The sequence below is a fragment of the Mycobacterium dioxanotrophicus genome (assembly GCF_002157835.1).
In the GTDB taxonomy this organism is placed as follows: domain Bacteria; phylum Actinomycetota; class Actinomycetes; order Mycobacteriales; family Mycobacteriaceae; genus Mycobacterium; species Mycobacterium dioxanotrophicus.
Genome location: NZ_CP020813.1, coordinates 49758 through 69875 on the forward strand (window position 1 = coordinate 49758; position 20118 = coordinate 69875).

Sequence of the window (20118 nt, forward strand, 5' to 3'; positions counted from 1 at the left end):
GGTTGGGGAGAATTCGTCGACGTGGGCCGGCAACGGCCCTTTGGTGAGTTCTTTCCAACGTGAGTTACCCGCCTATCCCTACGGGATGGCGGTAGGTCGCAAACCGCCACGTTATCCACAGGCCTGCGCCGGCTCACCAAATGCCACACCGACGGCCGCCGATACCGCTGAGGGGACGCCATCGACCCGGTGCCGCGACGAACTTCCACAGCAAGACCGGCTTTAGCGAGGACCGCGCGCACGGTCGTCACACTGCGCTGGGAGCATCCCGCAGCCTTGGCCGCGGCCGCGTTGGTTACTGCGCAGTGCCGGCCAGTCGCGTGATCGGCGCGCGCGGCCAGCGCCACGCAGACCTTGAGCAGCATCGACTGGCTCAGGTTCACGCGCGTGAGAACCGCAGAGCCAGAGGCCGTTTCGGCCCAACAATCCACTTCCTCGATCCAGCCGGCGCGGCTGGTCCACATCGATGTCGTGGGTGAAGTCGCTCCGGCGACGACGATCCATTGCCGCCGCTGTTCCCGTTGCTTGATGCGAGCTATACGAGCCGACACCGGCGGTCTGCAAGCATCGGCGAGATCACGAAACAGCGCGCCATCGTGTCCGTGCAGTAGGCGTGCGCTATCGTGGTACCTGTCCATGGAGACAAGTCCCTTCGGGGAGGGGCGCGAGCCCACCGAGTCGAGGGCCAACTCGACTCGAAAACTTCAGATTCGAAGCCCTCGGTTGCCGCCGGGGGCTTCGAATGTTTGAAGGCGGCGGGTTCGCGCCGGACTATTCAGGTGTGGTGCCGACTGGTCAGATACGTGCTCCGCCAATGAGTCTCAGGTGGAGTGTTGTCTGGGGTCGACAGGTGATGTGGGGTCTCTTCTCCTTTCGATGTGACCGCATGCCAGACACGGCCAGCCGGGATGCTGGCCGGTACCGATCGTCAGGCCCAAGGCGCGCGTCATCGTGAGGTGTACCGGAGATCCGGCAACCCGTCGCTACGGTCGTCGAATCACGCCATCACAAGTGCTGGCGTGAGAGGTGTTGTAAAGAAAGGGGATTCGCGCGTGAATGTTGGTGATGCGCTACCGAGCGGGTCGTCCCATGCAGCCTCCGGTTGTCATTGGTGTGTCTGGAGGGATCGTTGCACGGCCCGCGCGGGTATCCGCGCATCGACACGCGGATACCCGCGCGCGAGTACTACGACGGAGAAACTACAGATTCACGCGCGACGGCCCCCGATGGGGCTCACCACGCGGCGCCGGCGGTCAGGCCACCGCGGTCGGGGTCGAGGTCAACGCCCTCAGCAGTAGAGCCTGCACTTCAGAGATCCCGTGCTCGCGCGCGAGAGCGCGCACCGATTCACGGTCTTCGGCCAGGGTGACCAACGCCTCTGGCGACATCAGCGGTTGACAGGCCTCAACGATCAGTTCCTGGACACTTTTCTTATTGAACCCAGCGGCCACCGCGGCCGCGACATCCGCTTCCCGCGGCAGCAGCCGCAGGGCCATCTGGGCGGAGCGCTTGCGTGTCTCGGTCCCCCGGCGCGTCTTTTGTTGCCGCGTCGGGGGCACGTCTGCAGCGACCTCGCCTGGAGCCGTATCCAAAGTGGTCGTCATCGCGTCCTCCTCCGCTGAGCTCGCGCGGGTAGCCGCGCAAGCACCACGGTAGCGCAGGATGCGCCATAGTGCGGGATTACGGTGCGAACGTGCGTCGCGTGTTGCGTGATCATGCGCTGGGGCGCGGGATGGTGCGCTGAGATCCGCCAGGATGCGCCATGGCACCGCGCAGTGTCGTACATTGTGGGGCTATGGCGACCCCCGATGGCCCACCCGGCGCCATCGACCCAGACTCGCTGCTGACCGCTGACGGCATTGCCGAGCTGGCCGGCGGCATGGTCAAGCCCAACACGGTGCGCTCCTGGTGGCGCAACGGGTCCCTGCCGTATGAGGTCTTCCCTGAACTGGGCGCCAAGTCGAACAAGCGCACCCGCCGCAGAGATGCCGAGCGTTTCCTGCGGCGCAAGCTCGGAGGCCTCCCCGCGGCTCCCCTTGCGGAAACCTCCATGGCTACGCCCACGGAATCCGACGAACCGCACGCCAACTCCTCCCCCACCCCGCCGTCGGCGAGCAGCGCCGATCTGCTCGACACGTTGGCCTCACTCAAAGCCGCGGCCGACTCGGCAATGCAGGCGCTGATCGCTGAAGCCGAACATCACGCCGAGATGGCCGCCGCTCAGGCCGCTGTCTCTCGCGCCCAGGCCGAGGCTGACACGATCCGCGCTCAGGCCGACGCCAAACGCGTCGAAACCCTCAAGCATCTGCAGAATGTGTTCCGCGGCTACGACCTGGCCCTCGCCACACACCTGCAGCCTGCCTACCCGCCGCATTTCGACAGGACCGCGGAGCAACCCCACACTCCCCAGCGCTGATCGCACCGCGCCGCATCGCCGCCCCACGCAGGTCACGGCCCGTCCATCTGTCCGATTCGCGGCCACGGCCGAGGTCGCCGCGTCGGTTACGCGACGTCCCGTGCGTCGGCCAAGAGATGACCGGACGTTGGGTGCGAGCCTTGGACTATAGTCCGTGAAAAGGGCGCTGACCTGCAAAATACGGGCCTATCACGGACAATCACACGGGCAGGCGCCGGGCAGACGCCGGGCAACACACGCCCTAGAGCACGCCGATCCGCACGTCCGTGTCAACGAGCGATCATTCGCCATCAGGCCCGACCCATTACTGAGGCGTGTCAACGCCCCGACAACCATGTTGGCGTACACCGTGACTCACGCGGCACGGTACTGACGTTGATCCGCTCGCACCCACTCACGCATCCCACAGCGTCACGCCTGGCGTTGACCAGCACCGTGCGCCGTGGCACCACACGCCACAACAACCACACGAATAACAGTTCGGACTCACCCGGGTGCGTCGCCGAGAGGCCACGGACGAACAGACCTACGGTGCATGCATGACGATGACCGGACCGGCCCGAACAATCCTCGTGGCCAATCAGAAAGGCGGCGTCGGTAAATCGACCACCGTTGCCGCGGTTGCGGAGATGATCGCCACCGCCGGAAAGCGGGGTCGGCGCGTCCTGGTCGTTGACGGTGACCCACAGGCCAACGTGACCGTCGAGGACCTTGGTGTCGACGGCGACCGTGGCCAATCACTGGCCGCCACGCTGCAGTTCGGGACCCCGCTGACGCCGGTACGCGACGTGCGCACCCACCTCGACGTCATCGCTGGGGGACCGCAGCTGGCCGTCGTAGGCGCAGCAGCCAACACCATCGCCGAGAACGGCATCGACATGGCCACCAACATGCAGACCCAACTTCAAGCACTGTGCGACGCCGAAGGCTACGACGTCGTGCTGATCGACTCTGGGCCCGGAGACGTGCCCCTCCTGGACACCTATCTGTCGGTTGCGAACTATTTGCTCATTCCGACCCGGGCAGACCAGGCCAGCCTTGGCGGCGTCGAACGCCTGGCTCGCCGCTTCTGGCGAGCCCGCAAACATGGCGCGTCCATCCAACTGCTCGGCGTGCTGCTCTTCGATGTGAACCCTCGGGCTACCAAACGCAACGAGGAAGTGTTTGCACAGGTCAACGACATGCTGGCTGGTAGCGGCACAAGCCCCTTCGACATCACCATTCGATCGGCTCCGGCCGCGGCGGTGGACATGCGCACGCTGCACCGGACTGCTGGCGAGCTCGTGGCGCTCGCTCATGACGAACGGCGCAGTCGACTGACCAGACTGCGCGACAAACAGCGCCCCGAACGGGCCTTGTGGTCAAGCGACCCGACTGGACTGGCCGCCGACTATCAAGAGCTCGTGCGCCAGATCGTGTCCCGCCTGGTGAGCTATGAAGCGGCGGCCGTGGGGGAGAGGGTCGGATGAGCACGCCTACACGCCGCAAAGCCGTCTTCGACCCTAACGCTCTCGACGACGACCTCGACGATCTTTGGCCAGCCCGCCCCGCGAAGCCCCGGGATGAACCCGCCCCGGAGCCCGCCGCCGAGACCGAAGCGCCACCGAAATCGCCGCCGCAACCACCGGCAGAAGCGGTGTCGGAACCACGTACTCGAACGGCGCCGCGACGCCCCTCGGTGCCGTCGCCGGGCACACGCCAAAGTGTTCGAGACGCGGAACCGGCAGGGCGTCCCCCATCGAAACGGCACCGCCCACCTGAGGCCCTGCTATCCGCCGAGGTCTATGACGAGCTCTACCGGGTGCAGAACGCTGAGAAGAAAGTGCGGCGGGGTTTGGCCAGGACCATGGGCGCCATCGTCCTGGACGCGATCGAAGCCCACGCCCACCGGCTCCAAACCACCTGGACGGTCCCTCAGACAACGATCGCCGAGGGACAGCTCTTCGAACGTCCATCGGCAACAGCGGTACCCCCGCGACGGCGGCACCTGACCGCGCCACGCACGGTCGTCCTGTCCGGTGTCACCGCCGGCAACGCCGAACGTCTCGACGACCTCGTGCAGCGGTGGGGTGCAGGCACCCGCAGCGCTCTGGTAGAGCAAGCGCTGCGCTACGAGTTCGGACTACTCCCGGAACCGCAGTAGCAGCCACACACCTGAGGCGATGGTGATGCAGCCTGCATCACCGCCCCCTCACGCCGCCGGGGATCTAGCGTCGCCGGCCCGGCCCCAAAGGCTCATCGTCCGGGTAGATCTCAGCCCCGCGGTTGTAGTCGCGCGCGATGACGGCCAGCTGGGCAATGAACGCCTCACGAACGAACTGCGCGAAGGTGTACGGCCGCCCCGTGACCCGCTGCACAATTCGCACCGCCGCGCGCGCACGCCGGTGTAGGTCCCGTGGAATGTTGACCTTGCTGACCTCGGTGGAATCCCCGGCGCGACGCTGGGAATCTTGATCAGGCATGGATGGATGCGGGCCGGAACATCCCCTGACTCTTCATGTGATCGACAACGGCCTGATAGTCGTGGGTGACGTCTTTGGCTCGGTAGCCGTACAGCGGCACCGGCGTGTAGTTCGTGTACGCCTCGTCCACGATGGAGCTACGTCGAACCGCGGGGGTCACCTTCGCATCGAAGCCCTCATGTAGATACTCCATCTGCTGGCGATACACGGTCCCGCTGGAGGGCACAGCGCAGGGCACGATGGCCAGTAGCGGAATGTCGATCCGATAGGTCTTCTTAAGCACCGCAAGCTCACGCAGCAAGTCCTGAATGCCCTCTGCTTCCTTGCCTGAGGGCTTCGTGCACGTAATCAGGCCCCAGGAGCCCGCCGGGCCCTCTTCCTCGGTCGAGGAGGCAATCAGTGCCGTCGTCACGAGCGCACTGTTCGAGCCGGGGGAGTCGATGAGCGTGACGTCGACCGGCGCCGCGGACTCCATGGCCTCACGCAGCCGTGTCACACCACCGGTGACCGCCGGCAGTTCCACCATGAGCTTGTCGAGGGTCGATCGTGCCGCCGGGACCACCGTGAGATTGGGAATCTGCCCTTCGGTGGCGTCGGTGTACACCGGACCTTGATCGTCGTAGTCGGCCAGGACACGAGCAGGACGCTCGATGTCGTCGATGGTGCAGTTCAGACGCAGGACATCAGCCACGGTGGATCCGCTGATATCGGGATAGCCCAGCCAGGTGCTCGCGTTCGCCTGCGGATCGAGATCAACAACGCGGACACGCAGCCCCGAGGCGGCGAGAAGGACGGCGGTAGTGACCACGGTGGTGGTCTTACCGACACTGCCGGACATGTTGGCAACGGTGTAGGTGGGCATCGAAGGTTCTCCTGTCTCAGGCGGTGGGGCGATGCCGTGATGCAGCCTGCATCACGATCGGCGGGGTGGGCGGTGATGCAGCCTGCATCACGGGCGAGCAGCGTCGAGCTGGCGACGTTCCCACTCCGTGGGTTGGTAGCCGACGCGGTCAATCAGTCGTTCAATGTGGGCAACCGCATCGTCATCCCACATCTTGTCCTTCAACTCGGCGGTGTGCAGTTCGTCAGCGGCCACCGCACGATGCCATGCCATCGTGGAACGAGCCTTGTCCGAGTTGCCCTCGACGTGGGAGTCCCAGTCGCGTAGCAGGGCCCGCACCGCTGAGGTTTGGCACCGCACCGCCACCCCGGATAAGTACTGCCGTACGAGGGTCTTGAGTAGCTCTGCGTTGGTAGGTGCAAGTCCGATGAGCGTGGAGCAGGCTTGCCGGCGATGTGCCTGGGCCGCCGCGGCGGCCGCGACGTCTTCGCTGCGCCGAGCCGTCTCTGGGTCGACCACAGCCGGTTCTTCCTGGAGGTCGTCGCGGACCTCCGGCGGAGGTGGATCACTGGCGGCTCCAGCCGACTCCGGACGCTCCGGCGCCGACTCCGGGGGTGCATGGCCGCTGACGGGGCCGAGGCCGCCATCATCACCATCGCCGTCGGACGGCGGCGATGGAGACTCATCGGGGACCGCCAGTGAGCGCACATAGAGATCGAGGTATCCCGTACCGGAATTGATCGCTCCCACCACGTCGGCGCCCGGCTGGTACTCGTCACGGCTGATGCGATGGTCGATGTAGTGCTCACCCAGCTCGGCACGGGGATCGTCGACCAAGACGACTCCGAGGCCACGCGCTTCGGCGCGCGCCTCCCGTTCAGCGATGACGCGTTCCGCGGCTCGTGATGCCGTCCAGTTGTGCTGCACGACGAGCCGCTGGGCCTCAACCTGCTCGGCTCGGCGACGATCGCTGCCTTGGTCGGGGTCCTTGCTCTTCTGCCAGCGACGCGGGGGACCGTAGGGCAGCATGCCGGACAGGATGGCCGCTTCGGCGCTGGGGAGACGTCCGGTCTCCACAGCCTTGCGCACCTCGGGGGCCAGCAGAAGCAGCGCCAGACGCCGCGAAACCGTAGCCTGGTTGACGCCCAGCCGCTCGGCGATCGCACGCTGGGACAAACCAATATCGGAGTACCTCGCGAACAGCTCAGCCTCAGCAAGATCGGGGAGATCCTCGCGACCAAGGTTCTCCGTAGCCATAGCATCGAGGTCGCCGTGGTCGGCGAGGACCGCGTCGTCGACGACCACGGGGACCGACTGCCGGTCGGCCTCCAATGCGGCGATCCGGCGCCGATGCCCGTAGATGAGCACATATCGATAGCCGTCGTCGATAGACGAACCGGCCTCAGGCCGTGCGGCAACGAATGCTTCCCGGCTAACGGCCAGCAGCGGCAGCCGTACCCCGTTTGCACGCACGGAGGCCAACAGCTCTTCCCATTTCGGGTCGTCGGGCTGAGGCTGGGAGCGTTCGGCGGCGTTGAACGGGTGGGGCGCGATCTCGCTGACGGACAGCTGCAGGACCCGGTGGGCGCTGCCGGCGGCGATGGCCGACATTCCACCGATGAGCCCGGAGACTTCGGTCGATCCCTCGACGGCGGGGGAAGGGATGTCGGCGGCGTCTCCCCCGGCGAACTGGGCGAAGCGGTTCGCGGTCTTGCGCTTCCCGGCGGCTTTCGCGGGCCGGCGTGGCATGCGGGCGGTGGGCGTCTCTGTCACTAGACACTAGCTCCTTCCTAAATACCGGTATTACCGTATGGATCGTTTGAAACGTACGCAAGAGGACCTCCCGGCGTTTCGTTGATCAATGCGTTGATGCACGGTGCATCACCCGAGCGGCCGCCCTACATCCGTGCCGTCACGTGACGAAATGAGCCCCGATAGAGCGTATGCGAATCAGTCGAACTAGCCTCGATTTTTCGTCCAAGGTGATTGCGGTGGAGCGTTGGGGCAAGATGGGCCGTGAGGTGGCTTCTGCGGTCACGGGGCGTGGCGGGGTGGTCCCTTATCGCCGGGCTGGGCGGGCTTTCCCAGGGCCAGTGGGCCTTTCGTCAGTTGGATCAGATGAGCTGTGGATCAGTCGAAGGCGGTGCGGATGTGCTGCCAGGCGGTCGCGATCTGGGCGGCCCATCGCCAGGTGGCGTCGAGACGTAGGCATGTTTGGCGGGCGCTGCGGGTGATGCGGGCGGCGACGTGGAGGACCCGGTAGCGGAAGGTGGCGATCTCGGTGCGGGCCAGGCCCGGGTGGGTGCGGAATCCGATGAGTCGGCACCAGGTGACCAGGTCGGCGGCGGTGAGGGCGATTTCCAGCCATGCGGCGTTGGCCCAAAATGAGTGGCAGGGCAGGTTGCGCAGGCCGGTGGCTTTGAGTTCGCGGATGCGGTCTTCGACGCGGGCGTGCTGACGGTGGCGCAGTTCCAGGCCGGCGACCTGTCCTGACACGACGCCGGGTGGTGTGTCGGTGATGAACGCTGTGATCCGCATCCCGTCGGCGTCGGTGAATCGCAGCTGGGCGCCCGGATGCGGCCTTTCTTTGCGCAGGATCAGCCGCGTGCCCGGTGGCCACGACGACAGGTTGACCAGGGTGGTGGCTTCGGCGATCCAGGCGCCGTCGCGGAGACCGCCGGCGGTGCCGATCGCCGGGTACCAGCCCTCGGCGAGGTTGAGGGTGTCCACCGCGTCTTGGACGCGCCAGTCGACGGGTAACCGAAGGAGAACCCCACCCGGCGGCCCGGCAGGCGTCGGCGAAGGTGTGGGTGGCTCCGGCGGTGTCGCAGCGCACCAGCACCTTGGGCTTGTCGGGATGATCGCCAGCCCTGGGTCGGGTCGCCAGGCCGCGGGCAGCGCTGCCAGCGCTTGGGCCAGCACGATGACGTGGTCGCTGGCGGTGTTGGAGCCGGCGTTGCCGGTGCGTAGCAGCCCGGCCAGGGCTTCCCGCCGGCGATCTCGGGCGGTCCAGAAATGCCAGCAGCGGATGGTGCCCGAACGACTTCTTCCAGGTCGGCGTCGCACCGCCTTTGTTGTCGGAGTGATCGATCACCAGGGTGGCGTCGATGTCGATGTGCAGCCAGTCACCCGGAGCGGGGGCGGCACCGGCGGCCCAGGCCGCCGCCCGCGCGCCCGCTCGGGCCGCCCGCACCGCGGGTAGGTGTGCGGCGTCGATGCGCTCATCGACCAGCCGCCACATCGTGGTCGTCGAGGCTTTCGCACCGAAGGCGTGCTCACGGTCGCCGCAGAGCTGGCCGACCCCGTCGATGCAGTCCGCCCCGTCAGCAACCGCAGCCGCCAGATCAGCGAACACGTCTCCGGGCGCATACACCCACGGCCCGCGGTAGGTGTCGGCCAAAGCAGCCGTGACCTGCGCCGATAACCCGGTCCGATCGGCCAGTTCACGTAGCAGGCCCATCCCGGCATGCGACACGACGCCATGGCCGTCGGCCGACACTTTCACCCGCGATGCGGCCGCGATATTCTTCACCTGCGAAGTGCCTTCCCGTCAGGATCTTTGAACCGTAGAGAAGTCCAATTATCCCTTGCAGGACAGGCACTTTCGCTTATCTACACACCGCCAAAGGCAACATTCCGCGAAAAATTCGGGTTAGCTCCAGGGGTATCGACCGCAGAGTCGGCGCGGGTCAAGGAACTCGAGCAAGAGAACCGAGAACTCAAGCGCGCCAACGCGATTCTGAAGCGAGCGGCCAGTTTCTTCGGGGCGGAGCTCGACCGCCAACACAAGAAATAGTCGACTTCATCGACGACAACCGCGAGGAGTTCGGGGTCGAGCCCATCTGCACCGTCCTGCGATCAGCAGGGGTGTCGGTGGCTCCGAGCACCTACTACGCGGCCAAGTCCCGCGGTCCGTCGCAGCGGGCCCGCCGTGACGCCGTGCTGGGTCCGGCCCTGGTCGGGTTGTGGAAGGACAACTACTGCGTCTACGGGGCGCACAAGCTGTGGAAAACGGCACGCCGGGCCGGTCACGATGTGGGCCGCGATCAGGTGGCCCGGCTGATGCGGGCCGCCGGCATCGAAGGGGTGCGTCGCGGCAAACGGGTCCGCACCACCAAGGCTGACCCCGGCGCTGGGCGGCATCCCGATCTGGTCAAGCGCAACTTCACCGCGACTGCCCCCAACCAGTTGTGGGTCACCGACCTGACCTACGTTCCGACCTGGGCCGGCGTGGCGTACGTCTGCTTCATCACCGACGCGTTCAGTCGGATGATCGTCGGCTGGCGGGTCGCGTCGAACATGCGGACCACGATGGTGCTCGACGCGATTGAGATGGCCCGCTGGTCACGCGGAAATACGTTGCCGGGTTTGACATGTCACTCCGACGCCGGATCGCAATTCACGTCCGTTCGCTACGGTGAACGCCTCGCCGAGATCGGTGCGGTGCCCTCCATCGGATCCGTCGGGGACAGCTTCGATAACGCCCTCGCGGAGACGGTGAACGGATACTACAAGTCCGAGCTGATCTACGGGCCGGCCCGCACCGCCCCCTGGAAGACCGTCGAGGATGTCGAACTGGCCACCCTGAGCTGGGTGCACTGGCACAACACAGCGCGTCTGCACGGCTACCTCAACGACCTACCGCCCACAGAGTTCGAAGCCATCTTCTACGCTACGAAACGGACCGACCAACCCCTGGTCGAAATCCAATAGCCCGAGCCGCCACCGGAACCAGAGCGTCTCAAGGACTTCACCGATCTGGCCGACGCCCAGCACCGGGCCCGGCTGTGGTGCGCCCAGAAGGCCGGCTTGCGCATGCACGGCACCACGTGCGCGCAACCGGCGGTGGTGTTCGCCGAACGGGAGGTTGAGCATTTACTGGCGGCTCCGACGGCCCGTTACGCGGTTCCGGTGTACGCGCAGGTGAAGGTGGCCCGCGACTACCACGTGCAGCTGGCCAAGGCGTTGTACTCCATCCCGCACCAGTTGCGCGGACAGACGCTCACCGCCCGCGCCGACGCCGAGTTGGCCAAGTTCTACCACCGCGGGCAGCTGATCAAGACCCATCCGCGTCAGCCCGCGGGATCGCGGTCCACCGATCCGGTCGATCTGCCGCCGGACAAGACCGGCTACGCGATGCGGGATCTGCAGCCGCTGATCGCCACCGCCGCCGGACACGGCCCCGACATCGGCATCTACGCCGAACGCCTGCTCGATCACGACCTGCCCTGGACGCGGATGCGGCAGGTGTATCGGCTGCTCGGGCTGGTCAAACGCTACGGTCCGGATCCGGTGCAGGCCGCCTGCGGCCGGTCGTTGGAGCTCGACGTGGTGTCGGTGACCAAGATCGCCGCCATGTTGGAGCAGGCCAGCGAGAACAGCCCGGTCCCGCCGCCGCGGGCCGCCTCGGGATTGGCCGCAGCGAGGTTCGCCCGAGACCCCCGCGACTACCGGCCCACGTCGCGATCGGCCCGTCCGGACTGGTTGCAGGTCATCGACGGCGGCGCCACCGACGAGCAGACCCAGGAGGGGCTGTGGTGAACAAAGCTGCCAAGACGCTCTCACCGACCCGATCTCGGCGGACATGAAGAAGGTGATGCGTCAACTCAAACTCTCACCCATGCTCGACACGCTGCCCGAAAGGCTGGCCCTGGCCCGCCAACAACACCTGTCCCACGCCGCGTTCCTCGAACTAGTCCTCGCCGATGAAGCTACCCGCCGCGACGCCAGCTCCGCAGCCCGCCGGGCCCGCGCCGCGGGCCTGGACCCGGCTATGCGTATCGACACCTGGGACGACCACGCCAAGGTGCGCTACGACCGCACGGTGTGGACCGATCTGACCAGTCTGCGGTTCCTCGACGCCGCGCACGGGGCGGTCATCCTGGGTGCGGTCGGGGTCGGCAAGACCCACCTCGCCACCGCACTCGGCCACATCGCAGTGCGCCGCCGGATCCCCACCCTCATGCTGCGTGCTGATGCAATGTTCAAGCGGCTCAGAGCATCTCGACTCGACAACAGCACCGAAGCCGAGATGCGGCGCCTCGCCCAAGTCCGCCTGCTCATCATCGACGACTTCGCACTGCAACCACTGGATGCCACCGCCACCGCCGACTTCTACGAACTCGTCGTCGCACGCCACCAACGCAACGCCACCATCGTGACCTCCAACCGCGGCCCCGACAAAGCGCACTTGTTCGCGCGAACCTGTGCGGAAGTGGCGTCGAAACGTGACACGTTCGCACTTATCAGGGTTCAGCGAGATGGTCGGGCAGTCGGCCATCGTCGAGGTGATCGGCGAGGTAGATCATCGCTCCTTCGGGTCTCATCCCGAACGCTGCCGCGACGAGTTTCGGGTCGATCGTATTGACCAGGTCGGCCAGTCGGGTCGTGCGCAGCATCTTGGCCGGCAGGCCGCACGGATCGAGCAGATGACTCATGTAGGCCTCGGACGCTGCTCGCCGGTCGGCCTTGGTACCGCGGGTGACGATCACATGCGGGTTGTTGGTGCGCAAGGTGTCGCGGTGATGGAGGCTGCGTTGCAGAGCGGTCCAGCTGACCGGGTCCAGCGGCACCCGGTGGGGCGCTTGCCGAGGTGGATCGAGCGATCACTCGCGTCGATATGGTCGACCTCCAGCAGGCGCAGCTCACGGCTGGAGACACCGTGCAATATGGCGAGGAGCCCGAAGAGGGCCTCGTGCGGATGCGCCGCGGGTCGGCGCTCCAGCGGCGAAACAGCGCGCGCTGTTGCGTGATGGCGAGGGTGCGGCCACGAAATCCCCTGTACCGCTTGGCCGACATGCCTCGCGTCGGGTCGACGAGCACCACGCGGCGATTGCGGGCGAACCGGAAGAACTGGCCCAACACAGTCAGACGTCGAGCTCGGTTGTTCGGCAACTCAGCGAGGAACGCCTCAATATCGGCGACGTCCACGAGTGCCCAATCCCGCTTGCCGCGTTGGGTATCGAGGAAGCAGGCCAGATCGCGCACAATTGCCAACGCCGACTCGATGGTGCGGTCGGCGCGGGGCCGGGTGCCCGCACGCCGAGCCCGATCGCGAGCGCGCAGCATCGACTCGGCGAAGGCCGCGACAGCGGCGCGCATCCCGGCTGGTGCGCCGTCGATCCGCTTCTTGCGCCGTCCGGAGGCGAGCCGCTGGTCCTGGTCGGTGGCCATCGCCAGGCCGCGCTGGGTGAAGAACGTCTCCAGGGCACGCGCCAGTGACCCCATCGACCGGCCAGGTCGGCGGGCCCGCTCGAGCACGCTCTGCGGGTGGTTAGGGTGCTCGTCCTCGAGCAGCCGAGACAACGTAGTGATCAGCACGCAGGAGCGAGCGGGGCAGTGGTGAGCGGCCAGATACGCGACGAAATCTTCAAGCCAGTCCGGCGGTTCGGCGAGCCGAGCAGCGAGCGTCTCGCCGCGCACGAACGGCCGGTCCGGGTGGCGCTGCCAGCATCGCCCGCACATACCGCGCCCGGCGTGGCGACGCAACTCGCCGCAGCTCGCACAGATGCGGGGCGGATCCTTTGACGGGCCGGGACGAGAGCACGAGCCACACCACCCAGTCGTTTCCCGCAGATAGCCCGGCTTCCCGCAACGCGGGCACGGCGACTTCGCGGCGGCGAGCTCGGCCCGCTTCCGGCACGGCCGGCACACCGTCTCACCGCGGAACCGGATCGGCCCGCCGCATTCGCGGCAGCGGCGCGAGCACAGCACGCACCGGCCCGTCTGCGACAGCAGCATCCGGTCCCGACCGCAGCCCGGGCATCGCGCCTTGGCCACCTGCGCCCGTAACCGGCGGGTGCACCGGCAACAGTGCTCGCGGCCGATGTATCCCACCGGCGCACCGCAGTCGACGCAGTCTCGTTGCCGTTTCCCCATCAGCCCCAACCCGTTCCGAAATCTGCGTGGGGTTTACATCGGCGGCATCGACCGGCCCCGCGCAGTGGCCGTCTTCGGCTCCGACGCGACCGGCCGCGGAGGGACCACGAGCCGTTCGACCGGGGTGGTGTCGACCTCGAACAGGTCGTCCGGGGTGCAGTCCAGCGCGGTGCACAACGCGATCAGCGTTGAGAGCTTGATCTGGCTGGGCTCCTTGGTCAACAGCGCCGACACCGACGCCGCCGACAACTCCAGACCCGCTCGCTCGGCCAACAGCCGCCGCAGCTCGGTGCCGGTCCACACCTCGCGCTGGGCCGCGGCCATCCGCAGCCGCCATCGAATCTTCATGCCGTCCCGTCCTCTCCGCTCAACTCGGCCAGCGTCGAGGTGACCGCACGCCGGTAGGCGTCCTCGATGAACGTGGCCGACGGACGCACATACCGCATGGTCGAACTCACCGTCCAATGACCCAAAAGCTGTTGAATCGCAACCAGATCCACACCACGCTCGTAGTTGTGGGTGGCGCACGCGCGGCGCAGCGCGTGCGGCTGAACCGCTCGGTAGCCGGTCGGCCTCCAGCTCCATCAGATACCGCAACCGGTTGCGGATCGTGCCACGATGCAATGGGCCGCCGGACTCGTCGGCGAACAGCACCGGCGAGTTCGGGAACTTCGGGCGCACATCGGCCAGGAACCAGCGCAACAGCACGTCCAGCCCGTCCAGCATCGGCACCCACCGCGGCCGGGGACCGGACATGTGGGCGGCCTTGCCGAACCGCACGTGCAACTTGCCGAACGGTCCACGATCGAAATGCACATCCGGAATCTCCAGCAGCGCAGACTCTTCCGACCGCAGGCCAGCGTGATACAGGGTCCGGAACATCGCGTAGTCCCGCGCGGCCGGACCGTACTTGCGGGCGGTGGCGATCCTCGACTTCAGGAACTCGAAGAACTCGCTCACCCGCTGCGGGATCGGCGGCGCCGCGACCGCCGGCGAGTCGTCGCCCACGTGCCGGGAGGCGTTGAACTCGTCCACCGGGCACACCAGCCGCGCCCGAACGCGGCCTCGATCTCGGCCGCCTTCCGGGTCTGCAGGAACCGATGGAACCCTTGAAGATCTGCACATACTCACGCCGCGTCGACGCCGCCCGCCCCGCCACCGCCAGTTCACCGACCACCCGATCGATGTCCTCACTGGTGACCTCCCACGCCGGACGCCCCAGCGCCGCCAACGTCCGCTCCAACAGCCCAACATCGTTGTCGATCGTCACCAGGCTGAATCCTCGGCATGCCACGACGCCACGAACGCATCGACGCATTCACGTTGAAACACAACAGGATCCGCGGCAACAGGCTCGACCGGTGCGACGCCACCGGGAATCAGCCGCAGACCCTCCACTAGCCGCACACCTTCTTCCCGCCTAACTAGTTAAGGCGGCACCTAACATATCGCGACCATGGCTTGAAGATCTGTAAGACACGCAGACCAGTCGAAAGCCCAGCTAGCAGCAGAAATCAGACACAACGAACATGTGCCAGCTCCAGTTGAATGGCTGACCGTCATGAGCGACGCGATGCTCGCCGAATCCGCCGTCGACCGACTCACCTCCACCGCCCACGAACTCGTCGTCGAAGGACCCTCCTACCGGCAACGCCAGAAGCCCCACGGTTGACAGCCCGTCACCGAGCACAGATCATCCCCACTGAGCCAAACAGGTGGTCCCTAGCCTCTGGCCAAACAGTGGTCCATCACCCTGGCAAGCGACAGTTACCGACTCAGCGGGCGTGGTGGTGTGTCGGGGCACAGTCGATTGGAGTCTGCGTCGTACACCACCGGTCGCCGCGACCAACGACGCCTGACCGCAGCCGAGATTGAATGGTCTGCGCGCGGACCGCAACATGTGGTTGGGCGTAGCCGCACCGAATGTGGCGGTGCTCCTGACTCTCGCGGCCAGTGCGCCGGCACTGCCGTGTGCGCAACCGGTCGGCGGGGCAGGCGAGCCGGAGGGGTTCACCTTTTGAGGTCGACTCGGTTCGGCACCGTCGAGGGCCGTGCCACGGCGTCTATCTCTATCCGAAGCGGGTCGCCAGGTGGCGACACGGGCAGTATCCCGGTAGCACCGTGACGACCGGCGTGGGGCAGAAATAGAGCCGGCGCGTGTTGCGATCAGTGGATCAATGCCGTGTCGTCGCCAGCACGTCGACTGCACGGATGTCCGGAGCCGCGGCAAGGAGATCGGGTGTGGCCTTGCCCAGCGCCTCCGCAACGGCTCCGGATAGGTGCGCTTGGCGGCCTTCATCGTCGGCGAAGGTGTCGAAGATGCCAAAAGAGGTGGGCCCGAGTCGAATTGCGTACCACGTCACCGTGGCTGGCTCTTGTTCGACTAGCTGCTGCGCGCTTTCGAGGAACGCGGCGACCTCGTCGCCCTTGGTGGGCTTGGCTTCAATGGTCACCAGCAGACCGACTCGGATCGGCATTGGATGTTCCCTTCGCAGTAGGTGGGGTTGCGAGGGCAACTTTAGAAAGATCAAGTGGCGGTAGCCAGAGGCGGATACGACATATTCAGTACTATTTCCGACATGCGAGTGGCGCTGCTGCTGACCGAGTCTGTTTTCGATTCGGGTCTCAGCATCGTGTGCGATGTGTTGGAAACCGCAAATAGCTTGCGCAGTGAGTTGTGCCGCCCACCGGCGCCCTGGGAGATCACCCTGGTTGGTTTCCGCCGTCTGCACCGCACAGCGCGCGGACACCAGGTGCGCGCCGAGTCGCCCGCTTCCATCGACCCGAAGTCCTAGTGGTTCCCGCCGTGGGAGTCAAAGACCCGGCGCAGCTGGTCGGTCTGGTCGAAGCGCCCACGCAGCGGCGTGCGATCGGGCTGGTCTCGACTCTCGCCGCCGGTGGCGTTGTCGTTGCGGGCGCTTGCACGGGCACGTTTTTCTTGGCAGAGGCAGGGGTGTTGAACGGACGGCAAGCAACGACCAGCTGGTGGCTCGGGCCGGCGTTTCGTACCCGTTACCCGATGGTGGATCTCGACACCCGTGCGACGCTCGTCCACGATGCGGCGGTGGCCACGGCAGGAGCGGCCTTTGCGCATATCGATCTCGCCCTCTGGTTGGTGCGACGACACAGCCCGGCACTCGCCGAGCTCGTCGCCCGCTATCTGCTCATCGGTGATCGCGCGTCACAGGCTGCGTTCGCGCTGCCCTCCGTGCTGGCCGTTCAGTGCCCGGAGGTCGCAGCGTTCGAACGCTGGGTTCGCGATCATTTGGGGGAATCGGTGAGTATCTGCGAGGCCGCCGCGGCGATCGGGTGAGTGAACGGACGTTGCAGCGCCGGACGATGGCGACGTTGGGATTGAGTCCGCTCGGGTTCGCCAACGAGATCCGCCTGGAGGAGGCGGCGCACCTGCTGCGCAGCACGTCCTTATCCGCGGATGCGGTGGCGGCGGCAGTCGGGTTTCGCAACGCCAGCAGCTTGGGCCAGCTTGTGCGGCGTCGCCGCGGGAGCACCGTTCGAGCGCTGCGTGGCGCGACTTCCCGTGTCGGCGAGATCATTTCAGACCCGTAGGGCCGCCCATTTGCAGGGCATCGGGTCAGTCGGGGCTCGTAACGGCTTTCATAGCGACATCGGCCATCGTTGCGCCGACCGCACGGTCATCGCCCCGACAGTCAGGCTACTGTCGCGATCTCGACCGACACAGAAAGGGTGTTTGCCAGCGCGTAGGCCCGCGGCCAGTTCGATGCCGCGACCGCACGAGCGAGGTCGTCGACGAGCGGGCTTTGAGCCTCGAGTTCAGCCAACCAGGCAGACACTGTGGCGGCGATCCCGTCACCGGGCACGCGCACCACCCGCCGGGGGTGCAGGCGGTCGATCACCGTGTAGATGGTCATCGTGTACTACCGTTCGTCGTGCTCAATTCTCGGTACGGGTGTCCGGATGATCGAAGACCCTCTCACGGGTGCCGTGTTGTTCGTCGACGCCCTTGGCGGAATCCTGTGATCATTCGGGGACCCGTTACGTGACTATCGTCACCCCAAAACGTCGTCCGTAAATGTCCGAGAATCGCACAACCGACCAGCCGGCGTGCCCGCTCACCGCGCGACGGAATACCGCGCCGACGTGCTGATTCGACGCCGCGCGTACAGGACTGCGACCTCGAAGTTGTCCGCGAAGACGGATTCTTACAGCCCAACACTGTGCGCGTACACCGTTATGCTCGGGCCGCGCTCCACCGAAGCCGCTGCGGGCGTTGTCCGGGTCGTCCGGAAATATTAATTCGCGCAGAGGGGTGAGCCGTGCGGGTGCTGTTCATGGGCCGCCTGGAGCGGGCAAAGGGACCCAGGCCCAGAAGCTGAGCGACAAGCTCGGCATTCCCACATTTCGACAGGCGATCTGTTTCGGCACCACATCGGTTCCTGTACCGGGCTCGGAGTCCGTGCCAAGCGCTACCTCGACGCGGCGAGCTGGTACCGACGGCGTTGACCAATGCACTCGTCGACGATCGGCTCAGCCAACCCGATGCGGCACGCGGCTTCATCCTCGATGGGTATCCGCGATCTGTGGAGCAGGCCGACGCACTGACCGAGATGCTTGATGTCCGGCTGGTGGGACTCGACGCTGTTGTCGAATTTCGAGTATCCGACGACGAACTGGTGGCCCGCCTCGCCGCACGCGGACGTCAGGACGACGCCGAGCAGATCATCCGAAAGCGGATGGACGTCTACCGCGGGAAACCGAGCCGCTGCTCGGCTACTAGCGCGTGCTGTTGCGGACGGTTGACGCCGAGGGCAGCGTCGAGAAGGTGTTCGAACGCACGCTACGCGCCATCGGACTGTAGTGTTCACCGCCGCGGCGGGCCGAGCCGGCTCTCGACAGATCACCCGAGCGGTCCGCGAGCACGCCGCGGCGCCATTCCTGACGGTCGGGAGACAGCTGCACGCTAATCGAGCCGTGCGCAGCAACCTCCGTGAAGTCCCGCGCTGCAGCCGGTGATCTCGATGATCGTTCGCCTACACCCGCAGAACCGCTACCAGGCTCCGTTCTAGTGATGCCCCGAGAGACTGCTACCAACCCGATACCAACCTGGGGGTGCGACGGTGCCCATGGGCACAGCGGTGCTGGCGCCCACGGTGGTGTGACGACTGGATACCAGGACAAGGGAAGCTCTCAGGTGTTTGCGCGGCCGGGTTGTGATCGCGGTGTGGTGGATTTGCTGACCGGTATGACAATTTCATCGGCGCTGAGTCCGTGCCGCCGACGTGATGCTGGGCGGTGTTACGGCCGTGTTTTTGCTGACGCGCCGTTGTGGACAGCGTCAACCCGTTATCATTCGCCGCACGACACGATGGTCATCACGCACCGAAGCGGCGGGAGGACTGGTGCAACATGAGGCGGCGTCGCATAGCGTGCGGGTCGGCATCGTCGTGAGGAGGCGGCGATGACGGTGTCCACAGGCCTCGGCGGTTATGTCGGTGACCGGCTGAAAGGGCCGCTAGCGCATGTCGGCGGTTTCGCTCGCATGTGTTCTTTGAGCGGTACAGCGCTATTCCGTAGCCCTTCGAATGGCGTGAGCTGATCCTGCAGTGCTGGTTTCTCTTGCGCGTCACCATCTTGCCCACCGTCATGGCGGCGATACCGCTGACTGTGCTGCTGACCTTCACCTTGAACGTGCTGCTGGCCGAGTTCGGGCGGCAGACATCTCGGGAGCGGGCGCGGCGCTGGGCGCTGTCACCCAACTTGGTCCGCTGACTACGGTGCTGGTGGTCGCCGGCGCGGGTTCGACCGCCATTTGCGCCGATTTGGGTGCCCGCACGATCCGCGAGGAATTGATGCCATGGAGTGATGGCATCGACCCATCAGCCGGCTGGTGGTTCCGCGGGTGCTCGCCGCGACGGTCGTGGCCACGCTGCTCAACAGCCTGGTGATCACCGTGGCCTGGTCGGCGGGTTCTTCTTCAGCGTGTATCTGCAAGACGTGTCCGCCGGCGCGTACCTGTCCACTCTCACCCTTGTCACCGGCCTCCCCGAAGTGCTGGTCGCGACGACCAAAGCACTCACCTTCGGACTGATCGCCGGCCTTGTCGGCTGCTACCGGGGTTTGACCGTGTCGGGCGGCGCCAAGGTGTCGGCACCGCGGTCAACGAAACCGTCGTGCTGTGCGTGATCGCCCTGTACGCGGTGAACGTGATCCTCACCACCATCGGCGTGCGTTTCGGAACCGGGTACTGACATGTCGAATACCGCAGTTCTAAGTGCTCGCTACCCGCGCGGTGTCCCGATTCGACCGCTACGCCGGTGCCCCGCCCGGGCGCTGGACGCTTTCGGGCAGATGGTGTGGTTCACCGTGGTCAGCGTCGGCCAGATCGGATCCGCGGTGCGCCGCTACCGCGCGGAGACGGTACGACTCATTGCCCAGATCGGTATGGGTACCGGAGCGTTAGCAGTCGTCGGCGCACCATCGCGATCGTCGTTTTGTGACCTTGTCGGGCAGTTCCTAGTGGCCATCCAAGGGTTCTCGTCGCT

General features: G+C 66.2%; 17 protein-coding genes, 6 pseudogenes and 1 other annotated feature. Of the genes and pseudogenes, 14 read left to right on the plus strand and 9 right to left on the minus strand.

Annotation, left to right across the window (positions count from 1 at the left end; all coding sequences use genetic code 11):
* Positions 1-1253: 1253 nt before the first annotated feature.
* On the minus strand, positions 1254-1604 hold the full coding sequence (locus BTO20_RS38960; RefSeq protein WP_157680495.1) for a hypothetical protein: 351 nt from the start codon (positions 1602-1604) through the stop codon (positions 1254-1256).
* Between the two features lie 191 nt (positions 1605-1795).
* On the opposite strand from BTO20_RS38960, the gene BTO20_RS38965 reads away from it, so the two are divergent.
* The 3 genes from BTO20_RS38965 to BTO20_RS38975 all read left to right on the plus strand — a co-directional run bounded on the left by BTO20_RS38965 (position 1796) and on the right by BTO20_RS38975 (position 4559).
* Positions 1796-2416 carry a hypothetical protein gene (locus BTO20_RS38965; protein WP_232491419.1) on the plus strand — a complete coding sequence of 207 codons (621 nt, stop codon included), beginning with the start codon at positions 1796-1798 and terminating at the stop codon, positions 2414-2416.
* A gap of 539 nt (positions 2417-2955) precedes the next feature.
* The gene (locus BTO20_RS38970) at positions 2956-3885 is read left to right on the plus strand and encodes a ParA family protein (protein ID WP_011896261.1); all 930 of its coding nucleotides are present in this window, start codon (positions 2956-2958) and stop codon (positions 3883-3885) included.
* Positions 3882-4559, plus strand: coding sequence for a hypothetical protein (locus BTO20_RS38975; protein WP_011896260.1), 678 nt, complete (start codon positions 3882-3884; stop codon positions 4557-4559). The genes BTO20_RS38970 and BTO20_RS38975 overlap by 4 nt, the downstream gene beginning before the upstream one ends.
* Positions 4560-4623: 64 nt before the next feature.
* Here the strand turns inward: BTO20_RS38975 and BTO20_RS38980 are convergent, their stop codons facing one another.
* The 5 genes and pseudogenes from BTO20_RS38980 to BTO20_RS41500 form a co-directional block, all read right to left on the minus strand.
* The gene (locus BTO20_RS38980; RefSeq protein WP_011896259.1) at positions 4624-4878 is read right to left on the minus strand and encodes an HAD family hydrolase; all 255 of its coding nucleotides are present in this window, start codon (positions 4876-4878) and stop codon (positions 4624-4626) included.
* Entirely contained in the window at positions 4871-5740 is an 870-nt protein-coding gene (locus BTO20_RS38985) for a ParA family protein (protein ID WP_087083965.1), read from the minus strand. Before BTO20_RS38985 ends, BTO20_RS38980 begins: the two co-directional genes overlap by 8 nt.
* Positions 5741-5827: 87 nt before the next feature.
* Complete coding sequence (locus BTO20_RS38990; RefSeq protein WP_087083967.1) at positions 5828-7492, minus strand: ParB/RepB/Spo0J family partition protein; 1665 nt, start codon at positions 7490-7492, stop codon at positions 5828-5830.
* A 357-nt stretch (positions 7493-7849) separates the two neighbouring features.
* On the minus strand, positions 7850-8641 hold the full coding sequence (locus BTO20_RS41495; protein ID WP_408632233.1) for a transposase: 792 nt from the start codon (positions 8639-8641) through the stop codon (positions 7850-7852).
* A pseudogene (locus BTO20_RS41500) lies at positions 8556-9179 on the minus strand (transposase); the annotation flags it as partial. The gene BTO20_RS41495 and the pseudogene BTO20_RS41500, both read right to left, overlap by 86 nt.
* A gap of 189 nt (positions 9180-9368) precedes the next feature.
* Between BTO20_RS41500 and BTO20_RS39000 the strand changes: the two are divergent.
* From BTO20_RS39000 to BTO20_RS41290, 4 genes and pseudogenes are all read left to right on the plus strand, one after another.
* A pseudogene (locus tag BTO20_RS39000) lies at positions 9369-10432 on the plus strand (IS3 family transposase); the annotation flags it as partial.
* Positions 9470-9601: a sequence feature (AL1L pseudoknot), on the plus strand. (Overlaps the previous pseudogene by 132 nt.)
* A gap of 102 nt (positions 10433-10534) precedes the next feature.
* Positions 10535-11260, plus strand: a complete 726-nt coding sequence (locus BTO20_RS39005; RefSeq protein ID WP_235881457.1) for a Mu transposase domain-containing protein — start codon at positions 10535-10537, stop codon at positions 11258-11260.
* 43 nt (positions 11261-11303) lie between these two features.
* Positions 11304-12086 carry an ATP-binding protein gene (locus tag BTO20_RS39010; RefSeq protein ID WP_157680496.1) on the plus strand — a complete coding sequence of 261 codons (783 nt, stop codon included), beginning with the start codon at positions 11304-11306 and terminating at the stop codon, positions 12084-12086.
* Between the two features lie 377 nt (positions 12087-12463).
* The gene (locus BTO20_RS41290) at positions 12464-12940 is read left to right on the plus strand and encodes a hypothetical protein (protein WP_198344640.1); all 477 of its coding nucleotides are present in this window, start codon (positions 12464-12466) and stop codon (positions 12938-12940) included.
* Positions 12941-13630: 690 nt separating this feature from the next.
* On the opposite strand, the gene BTO20_RS39020 is transcribed toward BTO20_RS41290, so the two are convergent.
* A complete protein-coding gene (locus BTO20_RS39020) occupies positions 13631-13945 on the minus strand; it encodes a helix-turn-helix domain-containing protein (protein ID WP_087083969.1) in 315 nt (104 codons plus the stop codon).
* Positions 13946-15137: 1192 nt separating this feature from the next.
* Here BTO20_RS39020 and BTO20_RS39810 point away from each other — a divergent pair.
* Positions 15138-15269, plus strand: a pseudogene (locus BTO20_RS39810) (ATP-binding protein); the annotation flags it as partial.
* A gap of 502 nt (positions 15270-15771) precedes the next feature.
* Here BTO20_RS39810 and BTO20_RS39035 read toward each other — a convergent pair.
* Positions 15772-16074: a putative quinol monooxygenase gene (locus tag BTO20_RS39035; protein WP_087083973.1), complete on the minus strand. Its 303-nt coding sequence runs from the start codon at positions 16072-16074 to the stop codon at positions 15772-15774.
* A gap of 108 nt (positions 16075-16182) precedes the next feature.
* On the opposite strand from BTO20_RS39035, the gene BTO20_RS41020 reads away from it, so the two are divergent.
* Genes BTO20_RS41020 through BTO20_RS41030 form a run of 3 tightly spaced genes read left to right on the plus strand, consistent with a single transcriptional unit; the run spans position 16183 to position 17164 of the window.
* Positions 16183-16392, plus strand: a complete 210-nt coding sequence (locus BTO20_RS41020; protein WP_232491421.1) for a hypothetical protein — start codon at positions 16183-16185, stop codon at positions 16390-16392.
* Between the two features lie 11 nt (positions 16393-16403).
* The gene (locus BTO20_RS41025) at positions 16404-16910 is read left to right on the plus strand and encodes a DJ-1/PfpI family protein (protein WP_232491422.1); all 507 of its coding nucleotides are present in this window, start codon (positions 16404-16406) and stop codon (positions 16908-16910) included.
* On the plus strand, positions 16907-17164 hold the full coding sequence (locus tag BTO20_RS41030) for a helix-turn-helix domain-containing protein (RefSeq protein ID WP_232491423.1): 258 nt from the start codon (positions 16907-16909) through the stop codon (positions 17162-17164). The genes BTO20_RS41025 and BTO20_RS41030 overlap by 4 nt, the downstream gene beginning before the upstream one ends.
* Positions 17165-17265: 101 nt before the next feature.
* Here BTO20_RS41030 and BTO20_RS39045 read toward each other — a convergent pair whose 3' ends face one another.
* Complete coding sequence (locus tag BTO20_RS39045; RefSeq protein ID WP_087083975.1) at positions 17266-17487, minus strand: hypothetical protein; 222 nt, start codon at positions 17485-17487, stop codon at positions 17266-17268.
* Between the two features lie 398 nt (positions 17488-17885).
* On the opposite strand from BTO20_RS39045, the pseudogene BTO20_RS39050 reads away from it, so the two are divergent.
* From BTO20_RS39050 to BTO20_RS41035, 3 pseudogenes are all read left to right on the plus strand, one after another.
* Positions 17886-18434 (plus strand): annotated as a pseudogene (locus tag BTO20_RS39050) (adenylate kinase).
* A gap of 600 nt (positions 18435-19034) precedes the next feature.
* Positions 19035-19824 (plus strand): annotated as a pseudogene (locus BTO20_RS39055) (MlaE family ABC transporter permease).
* 1 nt (position 19825) lies between these two features.
* Positions 19826-20118, plus strand: a pseudogene (locus BTO20_RS41035) (ABC transporter permease); the annotation flags it as partial.